General features: G+C 60.2%; 19 protein-coding genes and 3 pseudogenes. 13 read left to right on the top strand and 9 right to left on the bottom strand.

Annotated elements, in window-relative coordinates:
- The 10 genes and pseudogenes from P9292_RS20800 (at nt 1) to P9292_RS20760 (ending at nt 9,438) form a co-directional block, all read left to right on the top strand.
- Nucleotides 1-765, top strand: coding sequence for a Mov34/MPN/PAD-1 family protein (locus P9292_RS20800; protein ID WP_309964106.1), 765 nt, complete (start codon nt 1-3; stop codon nt 763-765).
- Nucleotides 753-3,905, top strand: a complete 3,153-nt coding sequence (locus P9292_RS20795; protein ID WP_309961045.1) for a phage tail protein — start codon at nt 753-755, stop codon at nt 3,903-3,905. The genes P9292_RS20800 and P9292_RS20795 overlap by 13 nt, the downstream gene beginning before the upstream one ends.
- Nucleotides 3,906-3,910: 5 nt before the next feature.
- Nucleotides 3,911-4,891 carry a pentapeptide repeat-containing protein gene (locus P9292_RS20790; RefSeq protein WP_309961042.1) on the top strand — a complete coding sequence of 327 codons (981 nt, stop codon included), beginning with the start codon at nt 3,911-3,913 and terminating at the stop codon, nt 4,889-4,891.
- 308 nt (nt 4,892-5,199) lie between these two features.
- Entirely contained in the window at nt 5,200-5,400 is a 201-nt protein-coding gene (locus P9292_RS20785; protein ID WP_309842091.1) for a hypothetical protein, read from the top strand.
- A 71-nt stretch (nt 5,401-5,471) separates the two neighbouring features.
- Nucleotides 5,472-5,969, top strand: coding sequence for a lysozyme (locus tag P9292_RS20780; RefSeq protein WP_309842093.1), 498 nt, complete (start codon nt 5,472-5,474; stop codon nt 5,967-5,969).
- Nucleotides 5,966-6,550, top strand: coding sequence for a lysis system i-spanin subunit Rz (locus P9292_RS20775; RefSeq protein WP_309842095.1), 585 nt, complete (start codon nt 5,966-5,968; stop codon nt 6,548-6,550). The genes P9292_RS20780 and P9292_RS20775 overlap by 4 nt, the downstream gene beginning before the upstream one ends.
- Before the next feature lie 264 nt (nt 6,551-6,814).
- Nucleotides 6,815-7,042, top strand: a pseudogene (locus P9292_RS20770) (RHS repeat-associated core domain-containing protein); the annotation flags it as partial.
- A gap of 30 nt (nt 7,043-7,072) precedes the next feature.
- Nucleotides 7,073-7,933 carry a hypothetical protein gene (locus tag P9292_RS20765; RefSeq protein WP_309845338.1) on the top strand — a complete coding sequence of 287 codons (861 nt, stop codon included), beginning with the start codon at nt 7,073-7,075 and terminating at the stop codon, nt 7,931-7,933.
- 341 nt (nt 7,934-8,274) lie between these two features.
- Nucleotides 8,275-8,547: pseudogene (locus tag P9292_RS43220) on the top strand (RHS repeat-associated core domain-containing protein); the annotation flags it as partial.
- Between the two features lie 30 nt (nt 8,548-8,577).
- Nucleotides 8,578-9,438 (top strand): hypothetical protein, encoded by an 861-nt coding sequence (locus P9292_RS20760; RefSeq protein ID WP_309842097.1) that lies wholly within the window; start codon nt 8,578-8,580, stop codon nt 9,436-9,438.
- 379 nt (nt 9,439-9,817) lie between these two features.
- Here P9292_RS20760 and P9292_RS20755 read toward each other — a convergent pair whose 3' ends face one another.
- On the bottom strand, nt 9,818-10,048 hold the full coding sequence (locus P9292_RS20755) for a hypothetical protein (protein ID WP_309842099.1): 231 nt from the start codon (nt 10,046-10,048) through the stop codon (nt 9,818-9,820).
- A 288-nt stretch (nt 10,049-10,336) separates the two neighbouring features.
- Between P9292_RS20755 and P9292_RS20750 the strand changes: the two are divergent.
- Nucleotides 10,337-10,803: pseudogene (locus tag P9292_RS20750) on the top strand (ABC transporter permease); the annotation flags it as partial.
- Nucleotides 10,804-10,836: 33 nt separating this feature from the next.
- On the opposite strand, the gene P9292_RS20745 reads toward P9292_RS20750, so the two are convergent.
- Nucleotides 10,837-10,965, bottom strand: coding sequence for a hypothetical protein (locus P9292_RS20745; RefSeq protein WP_309842102.1), 129 nt, complete (start codon nt 10,963-10,965; stop codon nt 10,837-10,839).
- Between the two features lie 143 nt (nt 10,966-11,108).
- Nucleotides 11,109-12,119 carry a site-specific integrase gene (locus tag P9292_RS20740; RefSeq protein ID WP_309842106.1) on the bottom strand — a complete coding sequence of 337 codons (1,011 nt, stop codon included), beginning with the start codon at nt 12,117-12,119 and terminating at the stop codon, nt 11,109-11,111.
- A gap of 766 nt (nt 12,120-12,885) precedes the next feature.
- On the opposite strand from P9292_RS20740, the gene P9292_RS20735 reads away from it, so the two are divergent.
- The gene (locus P9292_RS20735; RefSeq protein WP_309961040.1) at nt 12,886-16,050 is read left to right on the top strand and encodes a PAS domain S-box protein; all 3,165 of its coding nucleotides are present in this window, start codon (nt 12,886-12,888) and stop codon (nt 16,048-16,050) included.
- A gap of 9 nt (nt 16,051-16,059) precedes the next feature.
- On the opposite strand, the gene P9292_RS20730 is transcribed toward P9292_RS20735, so the two are convergent.
- The 6 genes from P9292_RS20730 to P9292_RS20705 are packed head-to-tail and all read right to left on the bottom strand — an operon-like array spanning nt 16,060 to nt 22,437.
- A complete protein-coding gene (locus tag P9292_RS20730; RefSeq protein WP_309964103.1) occupies nt 16,060-17,382 on the bottom strand; it encodes a hypothetical protein in 1,323 nt (440 codons plus the stop codon).
- Nucleotides 17,382-18,962 carry a VWA domain-containing protein gene (locus tag P9292_RS20725; RefSeq protein WP_309961038.1) on the bottom strand — a complete coding sequence of 527 codons (1,581 nt, stop codon included), beginning with the start codon at nt 18,960-18,962 and terminating at the stop codon, nt 17,382-17,384. Before P9292_RS20725 ends, P9292_RS20730 begins: the two co-directional genes overlap by 1 nt.
- Before the next feature lies 1 nt (nt 18,963).
- Complete coding sequence (locus P9292_RS20720; RefSeq protein ID WP_309961037.1) at nt 18,964-19,977, bottom strand: VWA domain-containing protein; 1,014 nt, start codon at nt 19,975-19,977, stop codon at nt 18,964-18,966.
- Complete coding sequence (locus tag P9292_RS20715) at nt 19,964-20,479, bottom strand: DUF4381 domain-containing protein (protein ID WP_309961035.1); 516 nt, start codon at nt 20,477-20,479, stop codon at nt 19,964-19,966. The genes P9292_RS20720 and P9292_RS20715 overlap by 14 nt, the downstream gene beginning before the upstream one ends.
- Complete coding sequence (locus P9292_RS20710) at nt 20,476-21,459, bottom strand: DUF58 domain-containing protein (RefSeq protein WP_250492068.1); 984 nt, start codon at nt 21,457-21,459, stop codon at nt 20,476-20,478. Before P9292_RS20710 ends, P9292_RS20715 begins: the two co-directional genes overlap by 4 nt.
- Nucleotides 21,460-21,477: 18 nt before the next feature.
- Nucleotides 21,478-22,437 (bottom strand): MoxR family ATPase, encoded by a 960-nt coding sequence (locus tag P9292_RS20705; RefSeq protein WP_250464128.1) that lies wholly within the window; start codon nt 22,435-22,437, stop codon nt 21,478-21,480.
- Nucleotides 22,438-22,677: 240 nt separating this feature from the next.
- On the opposite strand from P9292_RS20705, the gene P9292_RS20700 reads away from it, so the two are divergent.
- Entirely contained in the window at nt 22,678-23,886 is a 1,209-nt protein-coding gene (locus P9292_RS20700) for a formylglycine-generating enzyme family protein (RefSeq protein WP_370652093.1), read from the top strand.
- Nucleotides 23,887-23,893: the final 7 nt, after the last annotated feature.

Here is a 23,893-nt window from a genome sequence, read left to right as displayed (position 1 = left end):
ATGCTTGCCGGGCGCACGCGTGCGGCAATTCAATCGCACGCGCTTTCGAGTTATCCGAACGAATCGTGCGGGCTAATCGTGAACGGCGATTACCTGCCGTGCGCCAATGTTTCAAATCTTCCGTCCGAGCACTTCTCCATTTCAGCGGCCGAGTACGCTTGCGCAGAAGACTTGGGATGCGTGCAGGCCATCGTTCATTCGCATCCTGATGCGAGTGCTCTGCCAAGCCTTGATGACCTGTTTGCATGTGGGACGTCAGGCGTTCCGGTGTGGCTCATCCAAAGCGTTGAACGCGGCGAGGGCGGCGCCGCTCAGGCAGGCCGCCTTCACCAATTTACGGCGCAAGCTTTCGCGCAAGCGACTGCCTCTGCGCCGCTGATCGGCGCGCGCTTTGTGCACGGCGTGGACGATTGTTACGGCGTCGTGCGTCGTTATTACCACGCCGCACTTGGGCTGGAGTTGCCGGACTTCGAACGCGCCGGAAAGTGGTGGACCGATACTGCGTGCTCGCTGTATCTCGACAACTACGAAGCGGCGGGCTTCATCAGCCTGGGGTTCGACGCGCGTTTGCATACGGGCGACGTCTTACTTATGGCGATTGCGAGCCGATACGGCGTGCCCAACCACGCCGCAGTCTATCTTGGGAACGACGAGATACTGCATCACCTTTGGGGTCAGCTTTCGCGACGCGAGCCGCTGCCCCGTTACCGCAAACACGTGACGCATGTGCTGCGTCATCGGGAGACGCTCAATTGGAAGATGTAGTGCGCCCAATCAGGCTCTATGGGAGTCTGGGGGCCAAGTTCGGTCGCGACCACGCCTATGTCGTGCGTTCTCCTCGCGAAGCAATCGGTGCCCTTGGTGCCATGATTCCGGGCTTTTGGCGCGAGCTCTGCAAGAGCGGGGAACAAGGCGTGCGCTATGCGGTGTTCGTCGGACAGCGCAACGTGACAGAGACGCAGCTCGACTGGCCGTCTGGCGGCGAGCCGATTCGCATCGCACCGGTGCTTGCAGGAAGTAAGGCGGGCGGAATCTTCCAGACGATTGCGGGCGTGGCGCTTGCCGCGGCAGGCGCTGCGTCGATGTGGCTGATTCCAGGCAACAAGTTCGGCATCGACATGATGCTCATGGGAGGATCGTTGGCGCTTGGCGGAATCGCGCAAATGCTCTCGCCGCAAACACCTACACCGCCTACGGCAAACCAGCATGGGATGCCAGGTATCCAGAATGTGGTCGCTCAGGGCGGGCCCGTACCGCTCCTCTATGGCCGTATGCGCGTGGGTTCGACCGTGATCAGCGCCAGCATGCAAGCCGTCGATGCGCATGCGAGCGCCGAGCAAGAGGAGGCTGAGAAAAACTCTCTATCACAAGCGAGCGGCAGTTTGGCTGAACAATTCAAGACGCCCATTAAGAGCCGCCTGTGTTGCACCACGGTCGATCTGATCTCCGAGGGGGAAATTTCCGGTTTAGCAGAAGCAGATCAAGTTAAGCTTCGCTCGGTTTATTTGGACGGCGTGCCGGTCGAAAACAATGATGGAAGCCGTAATTTTCAGGTTGAGCAGTTTGAGACCCGTGAGGGGCAGATTCAGCAAGACGCCATTGACTGGGTGACGGCGGCCTCAAGTGAGGTGCAAGTCGGTCACGAGCTGCAGCGTCGTCTGGTTGACAAAGAGGAGAGCGGCGGGAAGATCAAGGTGACGCATTTCACGCCTTGTTCGATCGAGGTCTCCGAGCCGGACGTGAGTGAGGTGGATGTTACTGTCCAAGTGAGCAATCTGTGGTGGGATTCGAACAAGGGGCACACCAACGCGACGGTCGAGCTGCAGTTCGAACCATCCTATAGAACACTGTCGAAGGACGAGCTTCCGCCGAAGACCGAGTCCTGGGAAATCACCGGGTTGAAGGACAAGCCTCCGCCGAAGACCGAATCCTGGAAAATCACCGGCGTCTGTCAGGTTTATTGCAAGACCTTTACCTTTCCCGTGCATTTGGCTGCGGGGGCGCGATTCGTCTTGAAAATCTCCCGTACAGACGTCATTGACCAGGGTGAGAATGCAGGTAAAAAGCATGGCACAGCGCACGTGCTTAGCTACACCAAGCGCTGCACCGGAAAGTTCAAATACCCCGGCAGCGCGCTGGTGGCGATGCAAATCAGCACGGAGAAATTCGACCGGGTACCTGTTCGCTCGTACGACATGAAGGGATTGCTGGTTGAGGTACCGGACAACTACGATCCGGCCGGCCGCGAGTACAAGGGCACGTGGACCGGGAAATTCAAGCGAGCTTGGACCGACAATCCGGCCTGGATTTTTAGGGATCTTCTGCTCAATCGGCGGTACGGCGCCGGTGCCTGGGTGAACGAGTCGTGCGTAGACCGGTATGCGTTGTATGCCATCGCAAAATACTGCGACGAGAAGGTTCCAAGTAGTGGCGGCGGCACAGAACCGCGGTTCACCTGCAACTGCTATATCACATCACGCACGCACGCCTTCGCTTTGCTGCAACAGCTTGCGAGCATATTTCGGGGGATTGCTTATTGGTGCGCGGGCAGTGTGCTGACGTCGGCGGACATGCCGTGCGATCCGGCATACATCTACAACCCGAGCAATGTAGTGGAAGGGGTGTTCAGGTACGCCGGGAGCGCGCTGAAGTCACGCTACACGGCCGTGATGGTGACGTGGTGTGACCCGGACAATGGGTTTCAGCGCGCCGTCGAGAGCGTTGAAGATGCCGACGGTATTGCGCTGTATGGGTATAACACCGCTGAGATCACCGCCGTTGGCTGCACCAGCCGATCACAGGCGCAACGCGCAGGCCATTGGTTGCTCCATACATCGCGCCTAGAGACCGATACGGTGACATTCGGCGTCGGGCTCGATGGGGCGCTTGCACTTCCCGGACAGGTGATAGAGATTGCCGATCCGTTGCGCTCGCAGCGTTCGGCCGGTGGGCGTGTCAAAGCGGTGAGCGAGACAGGCCATGTGATCCTGGACCGCGAGGTGCAAGCGCTTTGCGGGGACTATCTGACGTTGATGCTGCCGGATGCGCAGATTCAGCGCGTGGAAATTGGGAGTGCGCACGGCGCGGAGGTTACGCCTTGCAGGACACTTTTGCAGACGCCGGTTTGTGGTGCCGCGTGGACGATTCAGCCGGCAGCCGAGGTACGGCAGTTGTATCGCGTGGTCAGCGTTTCTGAATCGCATGACGGAACGTCTTTCACGATCACGGCGACGCGGCATGCGCCAGAAAAGTTCGCGCTCGTCGACAATGCGGCGGCGACTGACAAGACCGATCAAGCTTATGTGCCGATTGCCGCGCCAAGCGCCCTACGCCTTGAAGCACTCGCGGACTACGGTGCCAGAATGTCGGCCAAGATATCGTGGGGCGCGGTGGCCAGCGCCAAGCAGTATCTGATTGAATGGCATGAGCCGGGTCACGAGATGAAGAAAGAGCGGCTTGCAAACACGAAGTGCGAGTGGGTCGTGCACGACTTAAAGCCCGGCAACTACAAAGTGCGCGTTCAGGCCGAGGTGTGGGACGGTCTCTTATCGGAGGTGGCTGAGGTGAGCCGGACGCTCAATGGATTGGTCTCAATCAAGGACCTGCGCCTGGGCCGTGATCGTAGAGCGTTGATGATCGACTGCGAGCTCGAAGGCGCAACGAACACACTGCAATGGCGTGTTGAGATTCGCCTAGGTGAGACGGACAAGTTCACTGACGCCAGGGGCAACCTATACGGCGAAATTGGCTCCGCACGGATGCGGGTAGCCGAGCGCCGTTCAGGATATTGTTGGGTCCGGGCGATCTATGCGATCCCCTCTCCATCTGGCGACTTCAAAAGCCCTCATTCAAGCGCCTGGTTTCCGAGTGAAGCCGGGCCTGGCATGCGATACGAAATGGATTGACGCGGATGCAAGCGAACGAGACCAGGTGGGGACTTCTACCTTGGAACAAAGGTTTCGACTATAAGAATCGCCGAACGGGCGAACTGGTCCTCACGCAAACCGACGATAAATTCCGAGATTCGCTGCGTGAGGCTGTTTCCAAAAAGCGTGATCTCAGCCATATCGACCTGGGTAAAACAACAATATTTAGTGGCGCTCCGCTATCAGATTCGCAGTTGCGCGCAGCGCGCCTGGCCGACGCAAATCTGGTGGGGGCGAATCTGGAACGAGCTACGATTGAACAAGCCGATATGCGCAGTGCCGATCTAGAGGAGGCAGTGCTCGTTGGCGCGCAATTGAGCGGTGCCGTTCTGTGCGGCGCTAATTTGGTCAATGCCAAGATGGCTGGGGCTGTATTGCGTGGCGCGGATTTGATGGGCGCTAACTTGTACGGAGCTGACTTGAGAGGGACTGATTTGCGCGATTGCAACCTGAGCGGCGCGATGCTTGAGGGCGCGAACCTCGACGGCGCAATTCGCAGCGACACGTCATGGAAGCGTGGTACTGAGATCAAAAACCGTCATACCGGCGCGGTGATTCTAACCACGCAGAGCGACAACCTTGCTGACGATCTCAGTCAAGCCGCGAACAGGAATTTAAGTCACGCAGATCTTGGCGGCGAGCATCGGGGCAGTGCGCCGCTCGTGAATGTGAAGCTCGCGAACGCCTCGCTTTGCGATGTCGACTTCACTGGAGCAAAGCTCACATGCGCGGACCTGCGTGGCGCTGATTTGCGGGGCGCGGTTCTTGTGAAAGCGTCGCTTGAGGGCGCGAATCTGAGCGGAGCATGTCTGCGCAGCGCGGACCTGTCCGAAGCTGACTTGCGCGGAGCCGACCTAAGCGGCGCGGACCTGGATGGCGCGCGTCTGGAAAAAGCGAAGCTTCGCGGCGCGGACTTGGCAGGTACGAATCTGCGCGGGGCCGGGACCGCGGGAATGGAGCGGTAGCAGAAACGCCGTATTAAGCAACTGTGAAAGGCGATGAGCCTGAATAGGAACAAGCGATCACGTACATCCGAAGATTCACACCGTTTGCACCTGAAGCATGCGCACAAGCCGCTTGCATCGGAAAGGCTGTGTTGTAAAAATCGGCCTTGCCTCGCAGCAGTGCGTTCGCCGGTGTCGGGACTGCGGCGCACGGTGAGGTCTCTCGAAGCATGGTGATGGTCTTTAAGCCGCCTCCGGGCGGCTTTTTTTAACCATTGCAAACGCAACGGCATGCGCGATCGCTCACCAGGATGAATGTGGGAGAAGCGATGAACGATGAATTTGTTGCGAGCGCGGCGAAGTGCGCGCCCGTGGCAGGCGGGAACATGTGGCTGTGGTTAGGCAAGCACGATATCAACTGGTGGGTGGCGGTGGCGACGCTTGCCTATATTAGCGCGAGTTTCGTGTTCGCCTGGAGAAAAGACCGGCGCGACCAACGCGCGCGCGAACGCGAGTCGTCTCGCGCGTAGTTCTGCTCAATATTAATGAAACCCCGCTTGCCATCGGCAGCCGGGGCTTTGTTGTTTCTGGAGATCATTGAATGGCAAACCTTGGGAAAGCAGCGCTCGCGGGCATAGTCGGCACCGTAGCTGCAACCACGCTGTATTGCATCGTGCCTCGCTTCGAAGGGGTTGTGCATCGCGGTTACCTCGATCCTGTGGGCGTTGCGACGAAATGCAACGGCGACACGCATGACGTCGTTGTCGGCCAGTCGTACAGTCCGGACGAGTGCTGGCAGTCGTTGAACCGCCAACTCATGACGCATGCCGATGATGTGCTTCGATGTACCCCGGGCCTCAAGGATCATCCGAGCCAACTCGCGGCCGCGGTGAGTTTCGCCTACAACATAGGCGGCCGCAACTATTGTGCGAGCACGACCGCAAAGCGATTCAATGAGCACGATTGGAGGGGCGCATGCCGGGCGATCAACGAATCGGACGATGGTCGCGCGCAGTGGGTGAGCTCGCGAGGGAAAGTGCTTCCCGGCCTAGTGAAGCGTCGCGCCGAAGAGCGAGCGCTTTGTGAGCGAGACTTATGAGTTACGCACCATACCTCATCGCCGGGCTGACAGCATGCGCTGTTGGCGTCGCAATCGGCGGCGGCGCTGTTCACGTGTTCGACAACAGCCAGCTCGCTACGGAGCAGGCCGCTCACGCGCGCGACAACGAGGCGAACGTACGGAAGCTCGCGACCCTGTCGGAGCACGCAGCGAAGGAAGCGAGCGTTGCGATCGCGGCTCACAACGCAGCGGCCGCTCGTATTGCCGCGCTCGATCAACAATTCCACCGTGAGAAAACGTCCCATGAAGCAGACAATGCGAAAAATCGCACCGCTATTGCTCACGGCACTCGTCGGCTGCGCATCGCAATTACCAAAAAAACCAGCGGTGTCAATGCCCCAGGTACAGGCACCACCGCCGGCGGCATGGGCGATGGAGCCCGTCGCTACGCCGAGTTATCACCAACGGTTGGAGCAGCTCTTTTTGCAATAGTTGACGATGCTGATGGCGACGCCCGAATGAGAGCAACATACTTGCAGCACTACGTGCTCATGCTGCAACGGCGAGGTCTGATCACCGGAGACGAGCCGTCGAGTAACGCGGCCAAAGAATTTGATTAGCGAAGCGGGATACTCGGTATTCCTCCATCAATAATGCGTCGATCCGCCGCGCGCTGAACGACGGTTCAGATTCTAGCGAATAACTAACCAATCCGAGTTGTATTCGCGAATGTGGTGTTCGGTCGTTCCGGTGGGACGCTTGCCTGACGACACTGTTCGTGCAAAAAATGAACGTCACGGAAGATGACAACACGGCTTTGCTTTTGAACGACCTACACGACGTTGTTGTCACGTCAGACGAAGCGCAGACATTCGAGATTTCATATGGATCAAACGGCATCAAGCAGCACACGGAATGCAGACAGAAAACTCCCGGCATTCGGCGGGGAGCGGCACGATGCATTTAGCAACGCCTACCATCTGGGTAACGGGTACAGAGCGTACAGTCCCGCATTAATGCGCTTCCGATGCCCGGATAGCTTGAGCCCGTTTGGAGCGGGCGGCATTAATCCCTACGCATATTGCGCGGGCGACCCCATTAACAGGCTGGATCCCTCCGGACATCTTAGTTGGCAGGCGTGGATGGGTATCGGTTTGGGGTTAGTGGGACTAGGGCTCGCGGCATTCACCGCGGGCACTTCCATCGCCGCTGCAGGCGGTGTCATAGCCGCAATCGAAAGCGCTTCCGCCGTGGGACTGGCTGTTGGAACGGCGGGCGTAGTCGCTGACGTTACGGCGATCGCGAGCGGCGCTGTTGAGGATAGCGATTCGAAAGCATCAGCCATCCTAGGGTGGATGTCGCTGGGCGCGGGTGCTCTTGGAGTGGCTTTCGCACGGCCATTTGGGTTGCGCGGTATTGCTCGCACAGCGAACGAGGGGGCTCCCGAATTTGTCGCAATGGGAGGCAATATCAGGCTTTTGGTTTTCCCTTATCAATCTGCCTTCTATTTCGGTGACAATTATAAAGGCCTGAGGCGCCTGAATATAGTAGCGCATTCAACACATCAGCATGGAATTACTTTCTTGCAGAGGCACCCGACCGACTTACTCACGGCTGGCCAACTTGCGTATGTCTTAGAACAGTCATTTATCGACATAGATGCCTATCGCTACGTTCGACTTGTATCTTGTTTTGCTGGCTATGGAGGAGCGAATTCTTACGCTCAGAGGTTTGCCACCATGATTAACAAACCGGTGAAAGCTTATGCTGGACGCGTGTATGCGACATCGCCGAGGTTTTGGCCTGAGGGCCTTTTTCGTGAGATGCATGCGCTTTATCCAGCACCTCCCCACATCACAAACCCTTCTGAGGTGCTTCGCTATCAATTTCGGGCTTTCAACGCAAACGGTCATCGGTTCCGTGTTGACAAGTCTCGACTGAATTATCAACCAGTCCACTTTGTGCCGCAACGTCCGCCGCTGACTCCGCCGCTAAGCCCATGAGGAAAGCAGCTCTGCTCCTGAGCAGAATCGACGCAATCAATCCAAACAAGTATGCTGAACTCACTATGAGATAGGTACTTTAGTTTCCCTTCGGTTTATACACACAGGCCATTAGGTTGATGATGCTGCGGCTCGTTTGGTCTCGCGAGGCAAGCTATATTTCAGGGCTTTGACCGGGTCGCGCTCTCAGCTTAAACACAATTACCGGGCGGAGCAACTTTCAAATTGGATCTCAGACTCTACTGCGGGTCGGGAGCAGCACCTACTGCGTTTGGGTCCGGCCACCTTGGCGCAGGTTAACGACGGTGCGCAGCAGACGACGTGGCTCACTGGTACTAGCGATGGCCATGAAGTCGTTGCTGCGTTTAATAGAACTTAACATGTGGAGTAGGTATATGGCCCGTATGGTGAAAAGAAGTGAGGCACCGGGCCTCCCGGCTTATGGCGGAGAACGGCGAGACGCCGTGAGCGGTGCCTACCATCTTGGTAACGGGTACAGAGCCTACAGTCCTAGCTTGATGCGCTTCACATGCCCAGACAGTCTGAGCCCGTTTGGGGCGGGCGGCATTAACCCTTACGCATATTGCGCGGGCGACCCCATTAATAGGCTGGATCCCTCCGGACATCTCAGTTGGCAAGCCTGGATGGGTATCGGCCTGGGGGTAGTGGGGCTAGGGCTTGCAGCATTCACCGCAGGCGCTTCCATCGCCGCAGCAGGCGGCGTTATAGCCGCAATCGAGAGCGCGTCCGCAGTAGGACTGGCTGTTGGAACGGCGGGCGTAGTCGCTGACGTTACGGCGATCGCGAGCGGCGCTGTTGAGGATAGCGATCCGAAGGCGTCGGCTGTACTCGGATGGGTATCGCTCGCCGTCGGCATATGCGGGTTCGCTGGCGGTGTGCGGCAGGTCTCGCAACGTTTCGCCCGACGGAGTAAGTTGTCTTACGCATCACGCATTACTCTGGGAGGTGCAATGGAGCTTGTAGCGTCAGAACCTGGCTTTTATTTGTTTGACGACATTTATAAGAACGCCAAGCGTCTCAACCTTGTTGCTCATTCACGTTTCGTGAACGGCGAACTGCATATTGGTGAAATGAACGCATCGGCGAGCCAGGTGAGTCGGCTTCTGCGTTGTTATTATTCCCTCGAGGACTATAATTACTTGCGACTTGTAACTTGCAATGGGGCGGATGGCGGGCCTCGCTCCTTTGCCGCAAAGCTTTCAATTGAAACTTTTACTCCCGTTAAAGCTTATCAGGGAGAAATAAGTATCATGGAGAGTCTTGATCCGCGATATGTACATCAGACGGTGAATGGAGATATTGCCCGAGCACGTTGGCCTGGCACGAATATTGTAGAAAGATTTGATTTCTACAACGCTGACGCCGGGCCTTTCGCTATCGAGAAAGAAGTGCCGGGATATTCGCCACAGTATTTTCTTCCTCGGCGACATCCCACCTTTGAGCGATTGCTAGGCGGCCAAAAAAGGCGCCGTCGGTGCTTATAAAGACCGGTGTTGACTAGAATGATCAATGCACATGAGCGCACGGCGGGGATGCCTCGGCGCACCACTTGGAATAGGCGCATTTCTCATTCAATCGTGTTTTGAAAGGTGCCACCGCGATCGACTGGTACATCGATTTAAACTCCGGTGGTATGAGTCAGGAGTCCGTCGCGATGAAACTCTAAGCAACCAGTGACGTACCGCAAATCCAGCACCGCTGTAGGCATGGGCGATAGACACGCCGCTATGTCGGGCTGTCACTAGTGGTTGCAGAAGCTTCTTCTGGGATGGCCGATAATGCTGACGCCGACGCATGGGGTAGTGCTAAACGTCCCAGCGTGAGGTCTTTACCCTTCAAGCGCAGGGCGTTATCGCAAGTCACTTATTCGATAAAGGCGTAGGCCCGGCAAGGGAAACCAAAGATATCGAAAGAAAGCCTCGCACCGAGGAAGCAGTAGACGCAAACGCGGAAGCGCTGCACCAACCGGAAGCAGGATAAACCATGGCGGAAAAATTCTGGGCACGTCTCGACGAGCACGTTGCTTGCGTGATCTCCAGGCTCTTCCACGATCCCGGTGCCGATATCTCGATTCAGGGCAAGCAGCTCTGCCAAGACCGACCCGAGTCGTCGAGAACACATCCCTATACTTCAAGTCCTCACGCCGAATGACGCCTATGTGCGCCTATTTCGCATTGCCTCGGATCATAACAAGGTGAACGCGCAGCGTTACTGATGGACTTCGGCACATCTTTGTCGGCCTCACTGAAATCCAAAACAGCTTCCTGAAACGTTGATCTATATCGTGCGTAGTTGTGCGAATGATGCATCGATTAGTGATGGGAAAATCCGGTCCGAGCGCGCGTATGTCTCTCCGGCTAATGGGTTGATGTGCTGATGCGGCATATCGATCTTTCGGTGGCGTCGGTGCTCGGCGCATCGAGCGCGCTGATGGGCGTGCTCTGGCACATGGGTTTGCCGATGCCGCTCGTCATCGTCCTCGTGCTGTTGTCCGGCGTGCTTGCGGGGCTAATGAACGGGCTCGTGATCGTGCGCTTCGGTTTGCCTTCGCTGGCCGTGACCATCGGCACGCTGGCGCTGTTTCGTGGCCTTGCGTACGTGCTGCTGGGCGATCAGGCAATTGCGGATTTTCAGGCGGCGTACATGGCGTTCGGCATCAGTACGGTTTGCGATTCATTCCTGCCGACGCCCTTCGTTCTGGTGATCGCGGGCGCGATCGTTTTTGCGGTCCTGCTTCAGGCGACGCCGGTCGTCCGCAGTCTCTACTCATTCGGCGCGAACTCGACCGCCGCGCAGTTTTCGGCATTGAAGTCGCGGGCACCAAACTCAAACTTTTCATGATGTCCGGCGCGCAGGGTGAGATCTATCACGGCAGTTAAGCGTTACTGCGATTGAATGATGATGGTCGGCATGTTGGCGGGCAGGGGGTAGGGCGTTTGCGCGCCGCCGCCTTTGGGCATGGCGGCCTGCTGTGCCTGAAACTGCGCCTGATGTTCGTCTGCGAAGCGCATAGCGTCAATCACGCGATCACAGGACGGAGGCTCAACCCTGTTCGCACATTCGGCTTATTGCGCGGCGTTTGCGCTCTCGAAAACGCTCACTACTCCTGCCACAATCAAAATCTTGATTTTCATGGTTGTTCTCTGTCTGCGGCCTAGTCTAGGCGCGCAGCGAGTTCCGCTGGCGTCTCGTCATAGTAAATCATCAACGATTGAATATCGCGATGCCCGATCATCTTGGCGAGCGCCAGCACATTAAGCTTCCGCGAAAGTCTTGTGGTCGCTTCATGCCGTGAGTCGTGAAAATGCAGATCAGCCATATGCGGATGTTTCTGAGCAAGTTTGTTTCGTACCTTGCGCCACAATGCATCGACACTACTCTGCGCTATAGGGAAACACCTTTGATCACCCTGAATCTCCGGAAGGCGCTTCCACAACTCAACCGCCTTAGTTGTTAGCGGAACATCACGCGCATCACCGTTTTTCGATTTCGGGATATGCACGTACCGCTGCAATAAATGGACGTTCGGTCGAATAGTGTTTAGCAATTCTCTTTGCCGCATTCCCGTCTCAATCGCGATAAGAAAGGCCACCGCAGCGTACTGCTGCGTCGTCGCAATTATCGTTCCATCTTCAAGTCCAAGAGCATGGGTCATGAGCGATGTGTCTGAGTCCGGAACGCGCCGGCGGCGAGGTGGCGGGTCTTTTGGACGCTTCACCTCGTGACAGGGATTATCGTGAATCCACTTCCATTCCGTTTTCGCTGCCTCGAACACGGCAGAAAGCAGGTTCATGTCTCTGTTAACGGTCGATGACTTCACATTCTTTAGGCGCTTGTCTCGCCAGTCAGCGATCGACTCGGGCCTTACATTGCGGATCAGCTCGCCGCAGAAGTCCAGTTCGGCTTTCAAAAAAGCGATGCGGGTCACATTCCAGTCGTGCTTGCCCAAATTCGGCGAGATCTTATTGAGGTATTCGTCCATCGCGTCGGACAGCGTCTTCTGGACCTTCGCGTATGCCCGCCGCCGGCCACCCGCAATCTCAGCTTCGAGCTTCGTGGCCCATTCGACAGCCTGGGCCTTGGTATCGAATGTGGCCGACTCTCGGACGCCGCCCTTTGCCACCTCTGCGCGCCAACTCGTGCCGCGCTTCCTGTACGTTGCCATGCTTCCCCATCAGTTGGCGTAAATTTGGCGTAAAGCATATCCGAAATGCGGGGAATTCTGATGGATTTCGATGTCGGAAATGTCGGCTACCGAACGCGCCGAACGCCCGCCAGCATTGAGTTTGAAGGCATTTGATAGTGTTGCCTAAAAGTTTGCTGTTTGCCGGGAGATTCCTGCCGGGGGGACCATCCTAGGTGCCGACATCACCTAGGAAAACCCCATCGCCCTCTCGAAAACGCCAATCGGCAGGGCGCGCTCATGAGCGGCAAGCGCCCGTCTAATGGATACGCCTCGGCTCGGGCGTCTTGCATCCTGTCGCAAAGCGCGGCCACCTCATGGATTCCCCAGTCCTCGTGTGCGGGACGTCAGTCATTGGTTGACGCACCCATTTGATGTGTCCACTACGGCTTGAGTCGATCAAGTCTGCCGAGACGCTGCGGCACCTACGACGAACCCCAAAGCGCGCTCGCAACGACGCCGGAATCGTTGCAAGCGCCTGGGATCGAGTTCAAGCCGACGCTGTAGCCAGCACGCATATCCAACATTGCCCCTGAGCGTCTTCCGCCATGAGATGCGCCCGTCGACTACGCGTGCCTCAATCAAATCGATCTTCACCGCCTGTTTAATTTTTTCCTTCCAGTGCCGTTAATCCAGAAAGTTCGCGCTTAGGGAAAAGGTTAAGTGATCGTCGAATTCGATCCATGAGACAACTTCGTTCCAACCTGCCATCAGCGCATATCGCCGCAACTTCTACTGGCGGGTGACAATGCATAACAATCCGGTCAAATTCTCCTTTACTCCGGCCGATCAGGAAGCGCTGGAGAGAAGCCTCGGGCGGATCGCCTTCGCGCCCGACGGCAGCATCCTTCGTGTCAACGAGCGCTTCCTGGAGCTCTTCGACTACAAGGGCTGGGAGCTCGTCGGACGCAATCGCAGCATCTTCAGGCCGCTCGCGACAGGCGCCACCGCGCCGGACGAGATCGATACGGTCTTCGCAACCGCCAAAGCCTTCTTCGGCGAGATGCAGCAATTGAAGCGCGATGGCACGTCCTTCTGGACCGAGGTTTCCTGCATACCGGTCGCAGCAGAAGACGGCGCGGTCGGCGAGACCGTCATGCTGGTGCGCGACGTCACTGACCGCATGATGTTGGCCGCCGACGTCGCCGGCCAGATCGCCGCCATCAACACTTCGCAGGCCGTCATCCATTTCGCGATGGACGGCACCATCCTTCATGCCAACGAGAAGTTTCTGGAAGCCACCGGCTACCGGCTCGACGAACTCGTCGGCAAGCATCATCGAATGTTCGTCGCCGCCGACGAGGCCAGGGACCCGTCCTATGCCGCCTTCTGGGAACGGTTGCGGCAGGGTTTGCACGCTTCCGGCGAATATCGGCGATTCCGCAAGGACGAAAAGGCCGTCTGGCTTCGGGCAACCTACAATCCGATCCTCGACCTCGAAGGACGTCCGTTCAAAATCGTCAAGTATGCGGTCGATGTCACGTCGGAGAAGAAGCAGAACGCCGATTTCGAAGGCCAGATCGCCGCGATCGACAAGTCGCAGTGCATGGTGACCTTTTCGCCCGACGGCACCATTCTCGACGCCAACCGCAACTTCCTGGAAGCGGTCGGCTACACGATGGAGGAGCTCGAAGGCCGTCATCACCGCATGTTCGTCGATCCCGCATACGCGCACAGTCTCGACTACGAGATCTTCTGGAGCGATCTGGCCGCCGGCCGTCATCGCAGCGGCGAGTTCCGGCGGATCGGCCGCGACAAGCGCGAAATCTGGCTGCAGGCAATCTACAGCCCGGTGCTCGACCAGGACGGGCGGCCCTTCAAGATCGTCAAATACGCGACGGTGGTCACGCGTGAAAAGCTTCGCCAGGCGGACCACCAAGGCCAGATCGCCGCGATCCACAAGTCGCAGAGTGTCGTCGCCTTCAATGTCGACGGCACGATCCTCGACGCCAACGACAACTTCCTGGACCTGACGGGCTATCGGCTGTCCCAGGTCATCGGTCGCCATCATTCGATGTTCGTCTCGGCCGAGGAGCGCGAAAGCGAAGCTTATGGGAAGTTCTGGCAGACGCTCGCCGCGGGCGAGTATCAGGCAGGCGAGTTCAAGCGGCTCGGCCGCGATGGCCGCGAGATCTGGCTGCAGGCTTCCTATAATCCGATCCTCGACATGAACGGGCGCACCTTCAAGGTCGTCAAGAACGCCGTCGACGTCACCGGGCAAAAGCTGCGGCAAGGTGATTACGAAGGACAGATCGCCGCCATCAACAAGTCGCAAAGCGTCGTCTCGTTCGACATGGACGGCAATGTGCTCGAGGCGAACGACAACTTCCTTACCCTGATGGGCTACGCGCTCCCGGAGGTCGTCGGCCGGCACCATCGCATGTTCGTCGACAAGGAGACCGTCGCGCATGCCGATTACGCACGCTTCTGGAGCGATCTGCGCGCGGGCAAGTTCCTGTCCTCGAAGTTCAAACGCATCGCCGCGAACGGGGCGGAAGTGTGGATTCAGGCGTCCTACAATCCGATCTACGACCTGAACGGCAAGCCCTTCAAGATCGTTAAGATCGCCGCCGACATCACCGCCGACGTCTCGCTCGCCGCCGATCTCTCGCGCGCCCAGAAAGAAGTCCAGCACGATCCGGCGACGGGCCTTCCGAACCGGCTCGGCCTGCGCAAGTTCATGCGTCAGGTGCTTTCGGCGACCGACAGCGAGCTCGCGCTCTTCTATCTCGATCTCGATCACTTCAAGCCGATCAACGACACGTTCGGCCATGAAGTCGGCGATCTCGTCCTGCGCACCGTTGCCGCCCGTCTGACGGGCGAGTTGACGGAAGGGCAGCTCGTGGCGCGGATCGGAGGAGACGAGTTCGTCGTCGCGGCCACGAATCTCACGCGGCCGCAGATCGTCGAACTCGCGGAGCGCCTCATCGAGTCCGTGTCGCAGCCGATCGCTCATGGCGAGCGGTGGCTGGAGGTCGGTCTTTCGATCGGTATCGCGCTGACGCCGCAAGACACGCTGGAGGAAGACGAGCTTTTCCGCTTCGCCGACGTCGCGCTCTATCGTTCCAAGGGCAAGCAGCGTGGCACCTTCACCTTCTACGCCGAGGATGCGGAAACCTCCGCCGAGACCGAGCGGCATCTGGCGCACGACATGCTGATCGCGATCAAGGCGCGTGAGTTCGATCTTGCCTGCAGCGTGCGTGTTTCTGCAAACGACGCAATCGCCGTCGAGATTCAGCCGTGGTGGAACCACCCGACGCTCGGCCGCCTCGGCACCGAAACCTACCTGCGCGTCGCCGAACAAAGCGGTCTCGTCGTTCCTCTCGGCGACTGGATCTTGCGCGAGGCCTGCAAGCTCGCCACGGACTTGCCCGAGATTACCGTTTGCGTGCCGGTCTATCCGAAGCAGCTCCTGACCAGCGACTTTGCGCAGACGCTGACGCTGGCGCTGCGAGAGAGCGGCGTGGACGCGAGCCGCCTCGAACTGCGGCTCGAACGCGGCACGGCGCGCGTCAACACGGAAAGCCTTCGCTCCGATGTCGCAAAGTTCAGGGCGATGGGTCTCGAAGTCGTCGCCGATAGCGTGCTCGCCGGCGAAAACGCGCTTTCGAATCGCGCCTACTGGAGCATGGACCGGGTGATGGTCGACGCGCGCCTCGGCGCCATTCTCAAGAGACAGGCTCATCCGCTCGCAACCGAGATTGCCGAGATCGAAGCTCGCGACGCCAAGGCGAAAATTTCCGGCAAACGTTGCTTCGAGATCGACGCCAAGGCGGCGCTACACAGCTTCGTGGTGCTCGATACGGTCAAACCGGCCGAGCTCACGGCCGCGCTTCGCGAGACGAGTAAGAGCGCGGAGGATGCGCAGGCCGAAGACGACGGGATGATCGCGAACAAAGAGAACGTCGCGTGAGAGTCGGTTCTACCGATCTTCGTTGTCGTTGAGCGGAGCCAGCGCCGGGCGCTTCGTTCTCCAACTTCGCCAAAACTTCGTGTGACGGCGCAGACGTGTGGGTGGCGCTTCATCGGCGCGACCCGTGCCCTGATAATGAACGATGGCCGAATCCGCTAGTCGCTTCAAGTCGCTCGGTTCGAACTCGCCGATATTGCGAAGCCGCGCCGGACGCGGATAACGCGGATTGACGTCCATCCATCGGTAAAGCGCCGGAACGATGCGCGACATGCTGCCCGCGCTCGCGGCCTTTCGAAGCGCCTGCCACGCGGCGAACTCGCCTTCCGCGCGTGCTTTGCGCCACGCCGCCCACCGGCGCCAGCCGCGCTCGATCAGTACACGCATGCGCGGATAAAACCAGATCGCGAGCGCCATAGCCGCCAGAGCGACACACGCATACATGACATCTCTCTCATCGAGGTAGATCACCGTATGCCGCGCCAGGCCGCCCGGAATGTCCCAAAGCGGCCGTTCGCTCGCTGCATGCGCGCGAAAGCTAAGCGCCGGAAGATGAATCTTTTCGCGCGCGCGAGTGGTCGTGTTCCACCATTCGATATCGATTGCCGGCAGCGTGTACGTTCCCGGACGCTCGACGAGATACGCGACCGTATCCGTGCGCTCGCCCGCGACGAATCCCGAACGGTCCTGCGTGATATTGCGGGTTACCGGCGGCTTCGAATAACGGCGCAATCCGGCGATGTCCGCAAAAGCGAGCGGTGGAATCAGCATCGACTCGGTGCCTTCCGCGCGCTCCGTGACGGCACGCGTCAAGGTGCCGCCGACTTCCAGCTTGCCGTCCGAAGGTTCGATTCTTTGCGTCACGGTAAGCTTTGGCGTCGGGAAAAACGACGCCATGTCTTCGGCCCCCGCCGGCACGCTTGCGACCAACTCCAGCCGGGGCGTCGTAAGCGTGACCGGTCCGTCGGCGCCGCCGGGATGCAGCGTGATGGCGAACGGCGGCACATCGAAAGTGCCCGCCGCGCGCGGCACGATTCGATAGACGCGCCGGACCCCGAACCAGCGCACACCGTCCATGGTCTCCGAAAGATTCTGCGCACTCTCGTCAGGCAACGTGACGAACGCATCGTGCACGTCGAACAGCGGCCAGTCCGGCGCGGCCGTGAACCATGTGGTCGTGAGCGCATCGACGACGAGTTGCGCCGCGCTGCCCGCCACCACCTTGCCAGCCGGTTCGAGATGCGCGCGCAACATGGTTCGGGGCGCATCGTCCGCGTGAGCGATCGAAAACACGTTCGAGAGAATGACGAACCCTATCGCGAGGAGCAATCGCATCACGGGCTCGCTCCTGCTTCCTGTTCGAAGCGCTGATGTAAAAACGCCGCGGGCGATGTATTCAGATTACGCATCCACGTTTCCTCCGATGGACGCTGTTGCTCGACCAGCACGCGCTGGCCGCCTTTGATCTTTTTCTTGTCCGTCTCGACCTGATCGGGCTTCTGCGTGGTCGATTCGTCACTCTGCTCGTCGTCCTCGATGAGCATCTGTACCAGCTTCCGATTTGCACGCGCCTCCGCGAACCCTGCGCGATGCGCAATCGCGGCGTCGTAAGCCTTCATCGCGCCCGCGTAATCTTTCATCCGCGCGAGCGTGTTGCCGACATAGAACAACGCGTCCGGCGTGTCGAGTCGGGTGAACGTATCGAGTGCGCCGGCAAAGTCGCCGGCAAGATACTGTGCGCGGCCTTTCCACATGGGATCGTCGAAACGCGCGGCGGCACGCTTGTAGTCGCCATGTTCGAAGCTGTAGCGACCCTGCTGATCATGCGTTGCGAAGAGATCGAGCCACTCGAACGACGCGGCTTGCGCCTGCCTGGGAAAGTAAGCCATTGAAAGCGCAACCAGTATGATCGGCAGCCACTTCACCGTCCAGCCGCGCCTGAAGCAATACAAGGCGATGACGAGAATCGGCGCGAGCAGCCAGTAGCCCGATTCCTTCCAGCGCGGCACGATCTTCGAACCCTGCGCCGCTTCGAGATACACCTGCGCACGGTGCTGCACCCATTGCACGTCGTCATCGTCCGCGCGCATGCTTGCAAGTGGAATCGAAGCCGCTTGCGTGACTTTGCGGATGGCGGCTGCATCGAACGTGCCGGGGAGAGGGCGGCCCGCTTCGTCAGTCGCGATTTCGCCGTTCGCTCCCCGGATCGCGCCGCCGCGTTCCGTGCCGACCGCGAGCCAAAGCAACTGGTGGCGCGATTCTTTCGCCATCCGAACGAAATCATCCGTATGGCTTTCATCGAAACCGTCGCTCATGAAGACGATCGTACCCGCTGCGTCGTCGGCCTTCTGCAAGACACGCTCCGCAAGCGCCAGGCCGGCAGCGGCGTTCTTGCCGTCATGCGGCATCAATTCGGGCGCGAGCGCAGGCACATAAAGCCCGAGCAAGGCGGGATCTTCCGTGGGCGGCACGACGAGATGCGCGCTCGCCGCGAACACCAGCAGCCCGGTGCGCGCGCCTTTGCGCGCTGCCGCGAGATCGAGCACCTTTTGCCTTGCCCGTTCGATACGGCTTGGCGCGACATCGGTTGCATCCATCGAACGCGCGAGTTCGAGGACGATCATGAGCGGCGCCTTGTCCCGATCGAAGGGCGGACGTTCCTGTTGCCACGTCGGCCCCGCCACGGCAATGGCGGATAAGGCGATCAGCGCGGCCAACGAATGGATCGGCTGCAAACCACGCTTCGCACGCTCGCCGACGATCAGATGCTCCAGCAAATGCGGCGCGATGATGTTGCGCCAGCGTGAACGCACATCGTTACGACGCAACCACGCAAACGGTAATAGCACGGCTGGAATGAGCAGCAAGAGCCATAACGGGCGCAGGAAGTGAAAAGCCGTCAGATCGATAGCCATATCAAGCTCCGATCTCCCCGGGCACGCGACGCGGCGCGCGCAAGAGCGCAACGAGACAGGCAATGCCGTGATACAGCGTGAAGAGCGACACCGCGAGCGCGAGCGCCAGCCAGTAGAACTCCCGGCGCGGTCTGTACACCTCGCGCGTGATCTTTTCCGGCGTCATCTTGTCGATCTGCGCGTACACGGACGCGATGTCTTCCGCGCGGCCCATTGCATGAAACGACGTCCCGCCAGTCGTCCGGGCAATGCTCGTCAGCGCGTCGAGATCGACCTTGTCCTCGCCTTCGGTCTGCGGATCGCCGATACCGATGGTGTGCACCACGATGCCGTGATGCTTCGCAATCTGCGCGGCCTGCGTGGGCGCGATGGCGCTTGCGGTGTCGTTGCCATCGGTGAGCAGAATCAGCACCTTTTCCTGCGCGGGCGTGTTTTCCATGAGTCTGACCGCCAGCCCGATCGCGTCGCCGATAGCCGTGCGCGGTCCCGCCATGCCAATGCGCATGGCGTCGAGCAGCATCAGCACGCTGTCGTGATCGAGCGTGAGCGGCGCTTGCGGATAAGCACCGTCGCCGAACACGATCAGGCCGATGCGGTCGCCCTTGCGCTTCGCAATGAAATCGGCGACTACGCGCTTGACCGCGCTCAGGCGATCGAGCCGTTCGCCGGTCGCGCCATCGATGAAATCGCGCTCGCTCATCGATTGCGACAGGTCGATCGCAAGCAGCAAGTCACGCGCGGGCAACTCGTGCGTGACGGGCGGTTCGAGGAACACCGGCCGCGCCGCCGCAACCAGCAGCAAAATCCAGAGCACGGGCATGAGCAAGCGCTGCAGCCAGTTGCGGCGCAGACGGACGCCGCCGGGCGCGGGTTTCTCGCCGGCAGCATGGGCCATTTCCTGAAAGAACGGCATGCGCACGGCCGTCGATGTCGTGCGATACGCGGGCGCCAGCCACCACACGAAGAGGGGCAAGGGCAGCAGCGCGAACATCCACACGTACTCAAACTTCCACATGATGATGCTCGATCCAGTCGCGCGCCGCGTGAACGAGACGGTCGGCGTCCTGTCGCGTGATGGCGGCGAGTCGCGCTTGCGGCGCATATGTCGCGGTGAAAAGCAGCGCGCCGCTCGCATCGTCGAAGTGACCGTGCGTGGCGCGCAGAAATGCAAGCCAGGTTGCGCCGGTGAGCGCGGCCACTTGCCCGCGCGGCGCGGCGGCAAGCGCGGTACGTTTGATGAGCGGCGCGATCTCGGCAAGCGCGGCCGCACGGCTTGCTTCGTCGGCAAGCTTCGCTTCGATGCGCGCCAGTTCGGCAAGCGCCTCGCGCCGGTAGCGGCTCCTTTCATGCCGACGCCAGGCGAACCATCCGGCGAGCGCCGCCAACGCCGCGAGCAAGATAAGCACGATTAGCCAGCCGATGGTCCGCGGCATATACGACACGGGCTCGGGCAACGGTAACTCGCGCAGCGCCTGCAACGCGGCGGGCGTGTCGGCGGGCATGAGCGGCGTGGTCATAGGCCGCCTTGCGCCGCGCGACGCACGCGCTCGCCGAATAAGCGCCGCACCTGATCGACGACCGGTTCGGCGGTCGATAACGCCATCAACGGCACGCCGCTCGTGCGCAATAGCTCCGCAATCGCTGCCGCGCGGCCCTTGAAGAGGCTGGCGAGCGGCGCACGCACGCGTTCGTTTTCCATGCGCAGTTCCACTTGCAAGCGTCCTTCGCTCACCACCAGCGCGCGATGCTCGGGCATGCCTTGCCAGAGCGGATCGAAGACGAGCGCCGCGATCACGTCGTTATGCGCGGCAATTTGCCGGAGCAGCCGGCGCGTGCGTTCATCGGCGCCTGCAAAGTCGCTCATGATGCACACCAGAAAGTCGTGCGATGCGATCTGCAACACGCCTTCGAGCGCCGCATTGAGTTGCGCGTAATTCGTTCGCGCGAGACTCTCGGCATGCAACGACGCGTTCATCCGCGCGATGGCGCCGAACAGCAAGTCGATGCGCGCGCGACTTCGCAACGGACGCACGCGGACCACTTCTTCGTCGCCGAACACGACGCCGCCCACGCGATCCCCGGCGGCAAACGCCATCCACACGGCGAGCGCCGCCGCTTCGGCCGCGACCACGGACTTGAGCGCACGGCTCGATCCAAAGAACATGTTCATGCGCTGATCGACGATGACCAGAAGCGGCCGATCGCGCTCCTCGGTATAGACCCGCACATGCGGCTTGCCCGTGCGCAGGCTCACGCGCCAGTCGAGATGGCGTATGTCGTCGCCGGGCAAATAGCCGCGCAGTTCCTCGAAATTCAGGCCGCGTCCGCGCATGCGCGACGCTTGCCGTCCCGACAAGATGCTCGTTACGGGCGCGGGCGCGACGAAGCTCAAACCCCGCGCGCGGCCTTCGAGCCCGGCGAGATGCGCGGCATCGACATAAACGCTGCCGATGGCCGAAGCGGGCGGGCCATGAACGTCTGCTGCGTCGTGCGGCATCGCGGGTTTCCTCCAGGCTCAAGCTGGCACGGCCACTTTCTCCACTAGCCGGTCTATCACTTGGTCGGCGCCGACCTTGTCGGCGGTCGCATCGTAGGACAGCAGCAAACGATGCCGCAGCACCGGATGGATGACCGCGCGCACGTCGTCTGGCGTGACGAAATCGCGCTCGTCGAGCCATGCATGCACGCGGCTCGCCCGATCCAGTCCGATCGCGCCGCGCGGGCTCGCTCCGACTTCGATCCATTTGCCGAGGTCGGCATCGAGCGCGCCGCCATGACGCGTCGCGTTGACAATCGATACGATGTATTCGTCGATGGCCGGCGCCACCGCGACGCGCCGGACGGCCTCGCGCGCGGCGAACACATCTTCCTGCGTCAGCGTTTCCATGGCGGCCGGCGCGCCCTCGCTTTCGCGACGCAGCAAGCGCAGCATGTCCGCCTCGCTCCGGGGCGACGCATAACCGATCAGCACCTTCATGAGAAAACGGTCCATCTGCGCTTCCGGCAGGGGATAAGTGCCTTCCTGTTCGATGGGATTCTGCGTCGCCATCACGAGGAAGAGTTCGGGCAGCGGGTACGTCTTGCCGGAGATTGAAATTTGCCGCTCTTCCATGGCTTCGAGCAGCGCGGATTGAACCTTGGCGGGCGCGCGGTTGATTTCGTCCGCGAGAATCAGATTGCCGAAGATGGGACCCGGCTGGAACGAGAGCGTGCGTTCGTTGCCCGATTGCAGAAGCGTCTCGCCGCCCGTGATATCCGAGGGCAGCAGATCGGGCGTGAACTGGATGCGCTTCATCGTGGCGGCCAGACGCGCCGCGATGGCCTTGACGGTACGTGTCTTTGCGAGACCCGGAAGGCTCTCGAGCAGCACGTGCCCATCCGCGAAAAGCGCAATGAGAATCTGGCGCACGACGGCCTCCTGGCCGATCACCGCTTGCCCGATGCTCGTCTCGAATCGCCGGATGAGGTCTTGCATGGCTCGCTCGCTAAGAGTGCAACGCGCACGCGTTGCTGATGCGATGATCCCGAAGCTGTCTGAACACGTGCTGCACAAGTTACTAAAGCAAGGCGGTTTCGTCAAAGCCGTGTCGGCCCTTTCGCAAGGATGCCTACCGTTTGCGGCATCGCTCGAAAAAAAGATTGCTAACATTTATTCGTTCGTATATTGGTGGCTCCATTGTGTTGGCTCCCATGCGACACGGTCGGGGTGACGGCAATGGCGAACATACCGGTGAATCACAACGCGGCCGGGCGAAGCTCGGAATTCAACGCAAGGCGCATGGCGCTGTGGGCCGTGCTCGTGCTGCTATGTCCGGCGCTCGTCGGATTCGCGGTGAGCCGCGCGCTGCGCGAGCCCGCCAGGCCGATGGTCCATGCCGTCCTCGGCGACGGCGTGAGCGGCCCGAAAGGCATGGCGTGGATACCCGGCGGCGAATTCCAGATGGGCAGCGACAGCAAGCTCGCGCAAGCCAACGAACGTCCGGCGCATACGGTGCGCGTTCACGGTTTCTGGATGGACGAGCATCACGTGACGAACGCCGAATTCGGCGCGTTCGTGGCGGCCACGCACTACATCACCACCGCTGAAAAGAAACCCGACTGGGAGACGCTCCGGGTGCAGTTGCCACCCGGCACGGCGCGTCCGCCGGACAGTGCGCTCACGCCGGGCGCAATGGTGTTCGTCGGCACACGGGAACAGGTGTCTCTGCAAGACTATTCGCGCTGGTGGCGCTTCGTGCCGGGCGCGGACTGGCGGCATCCCTCGGGGCCGTCGAGCAATATCGATGGCAAGGACGATCATCCCGTCGTGCAGGTCTCCTACGAAGACGCCGAGGCCTATGCCAAATGGGCGGGCAAGCGCCTGCCCACCGAAGCCGAATGGGAATTTGCCGCGCGCGGCGGGCTCGATCAGGCGACCTATTCCTGGGGCAACCAGTTCGCACCCGACGGCAAGCAAATGGCCAACGTCTGGCAAGGCCAGGAAAAGCAGCCGTTCCCCGTCGTCAACGCGAAAGCGGGCGGCGCGGCCGGGACGAGCCGCGTGGGGAGTTTTCCGGCCAACGGCTACGGACTCTCCGACATGACCGGCAACGCGTGGCAATGGGTAGCCGACTGGTACCGGGCCGATCAGTTCAGGCGCGAGGCATCGATAGGCGGGGTGGTCAACGAGCCCGCGGGCCCGGCCAGTTCATGGGACCCGGCCGATCCCGGCGTTCCCGTGGAAGCGCCCAAACGCGTTACGCGCGGCGGTTCGTTTCTGTGCAACGAAGACTACTGCCTGAGCTATCGGCCAAGCGCGCGGCGCGGCACCGACCCCTACAACAGCATGTCGCACCTCGGTTTCAGACTCGTGGTGGATAAGGACGTCTGGCAAGCGGCGCATGGCGCATCGCCGGCGAATCCGACCCGGACCGCCGCTCGCTGAACGCATC

Source organism: Caballeronia sp. LZ001 (genome assembly GCF_031450875.1).
Lineage (GTDB): Bacteria > Pseudomonadota > Gammaproteobacteria > Burkholderiales > Burkholderiaceae > Caballeronia.
Note: the sequence above shows the minus strand (reverse complement) of the source record. Positions and strands in the feature narration are given on the sequence as shown.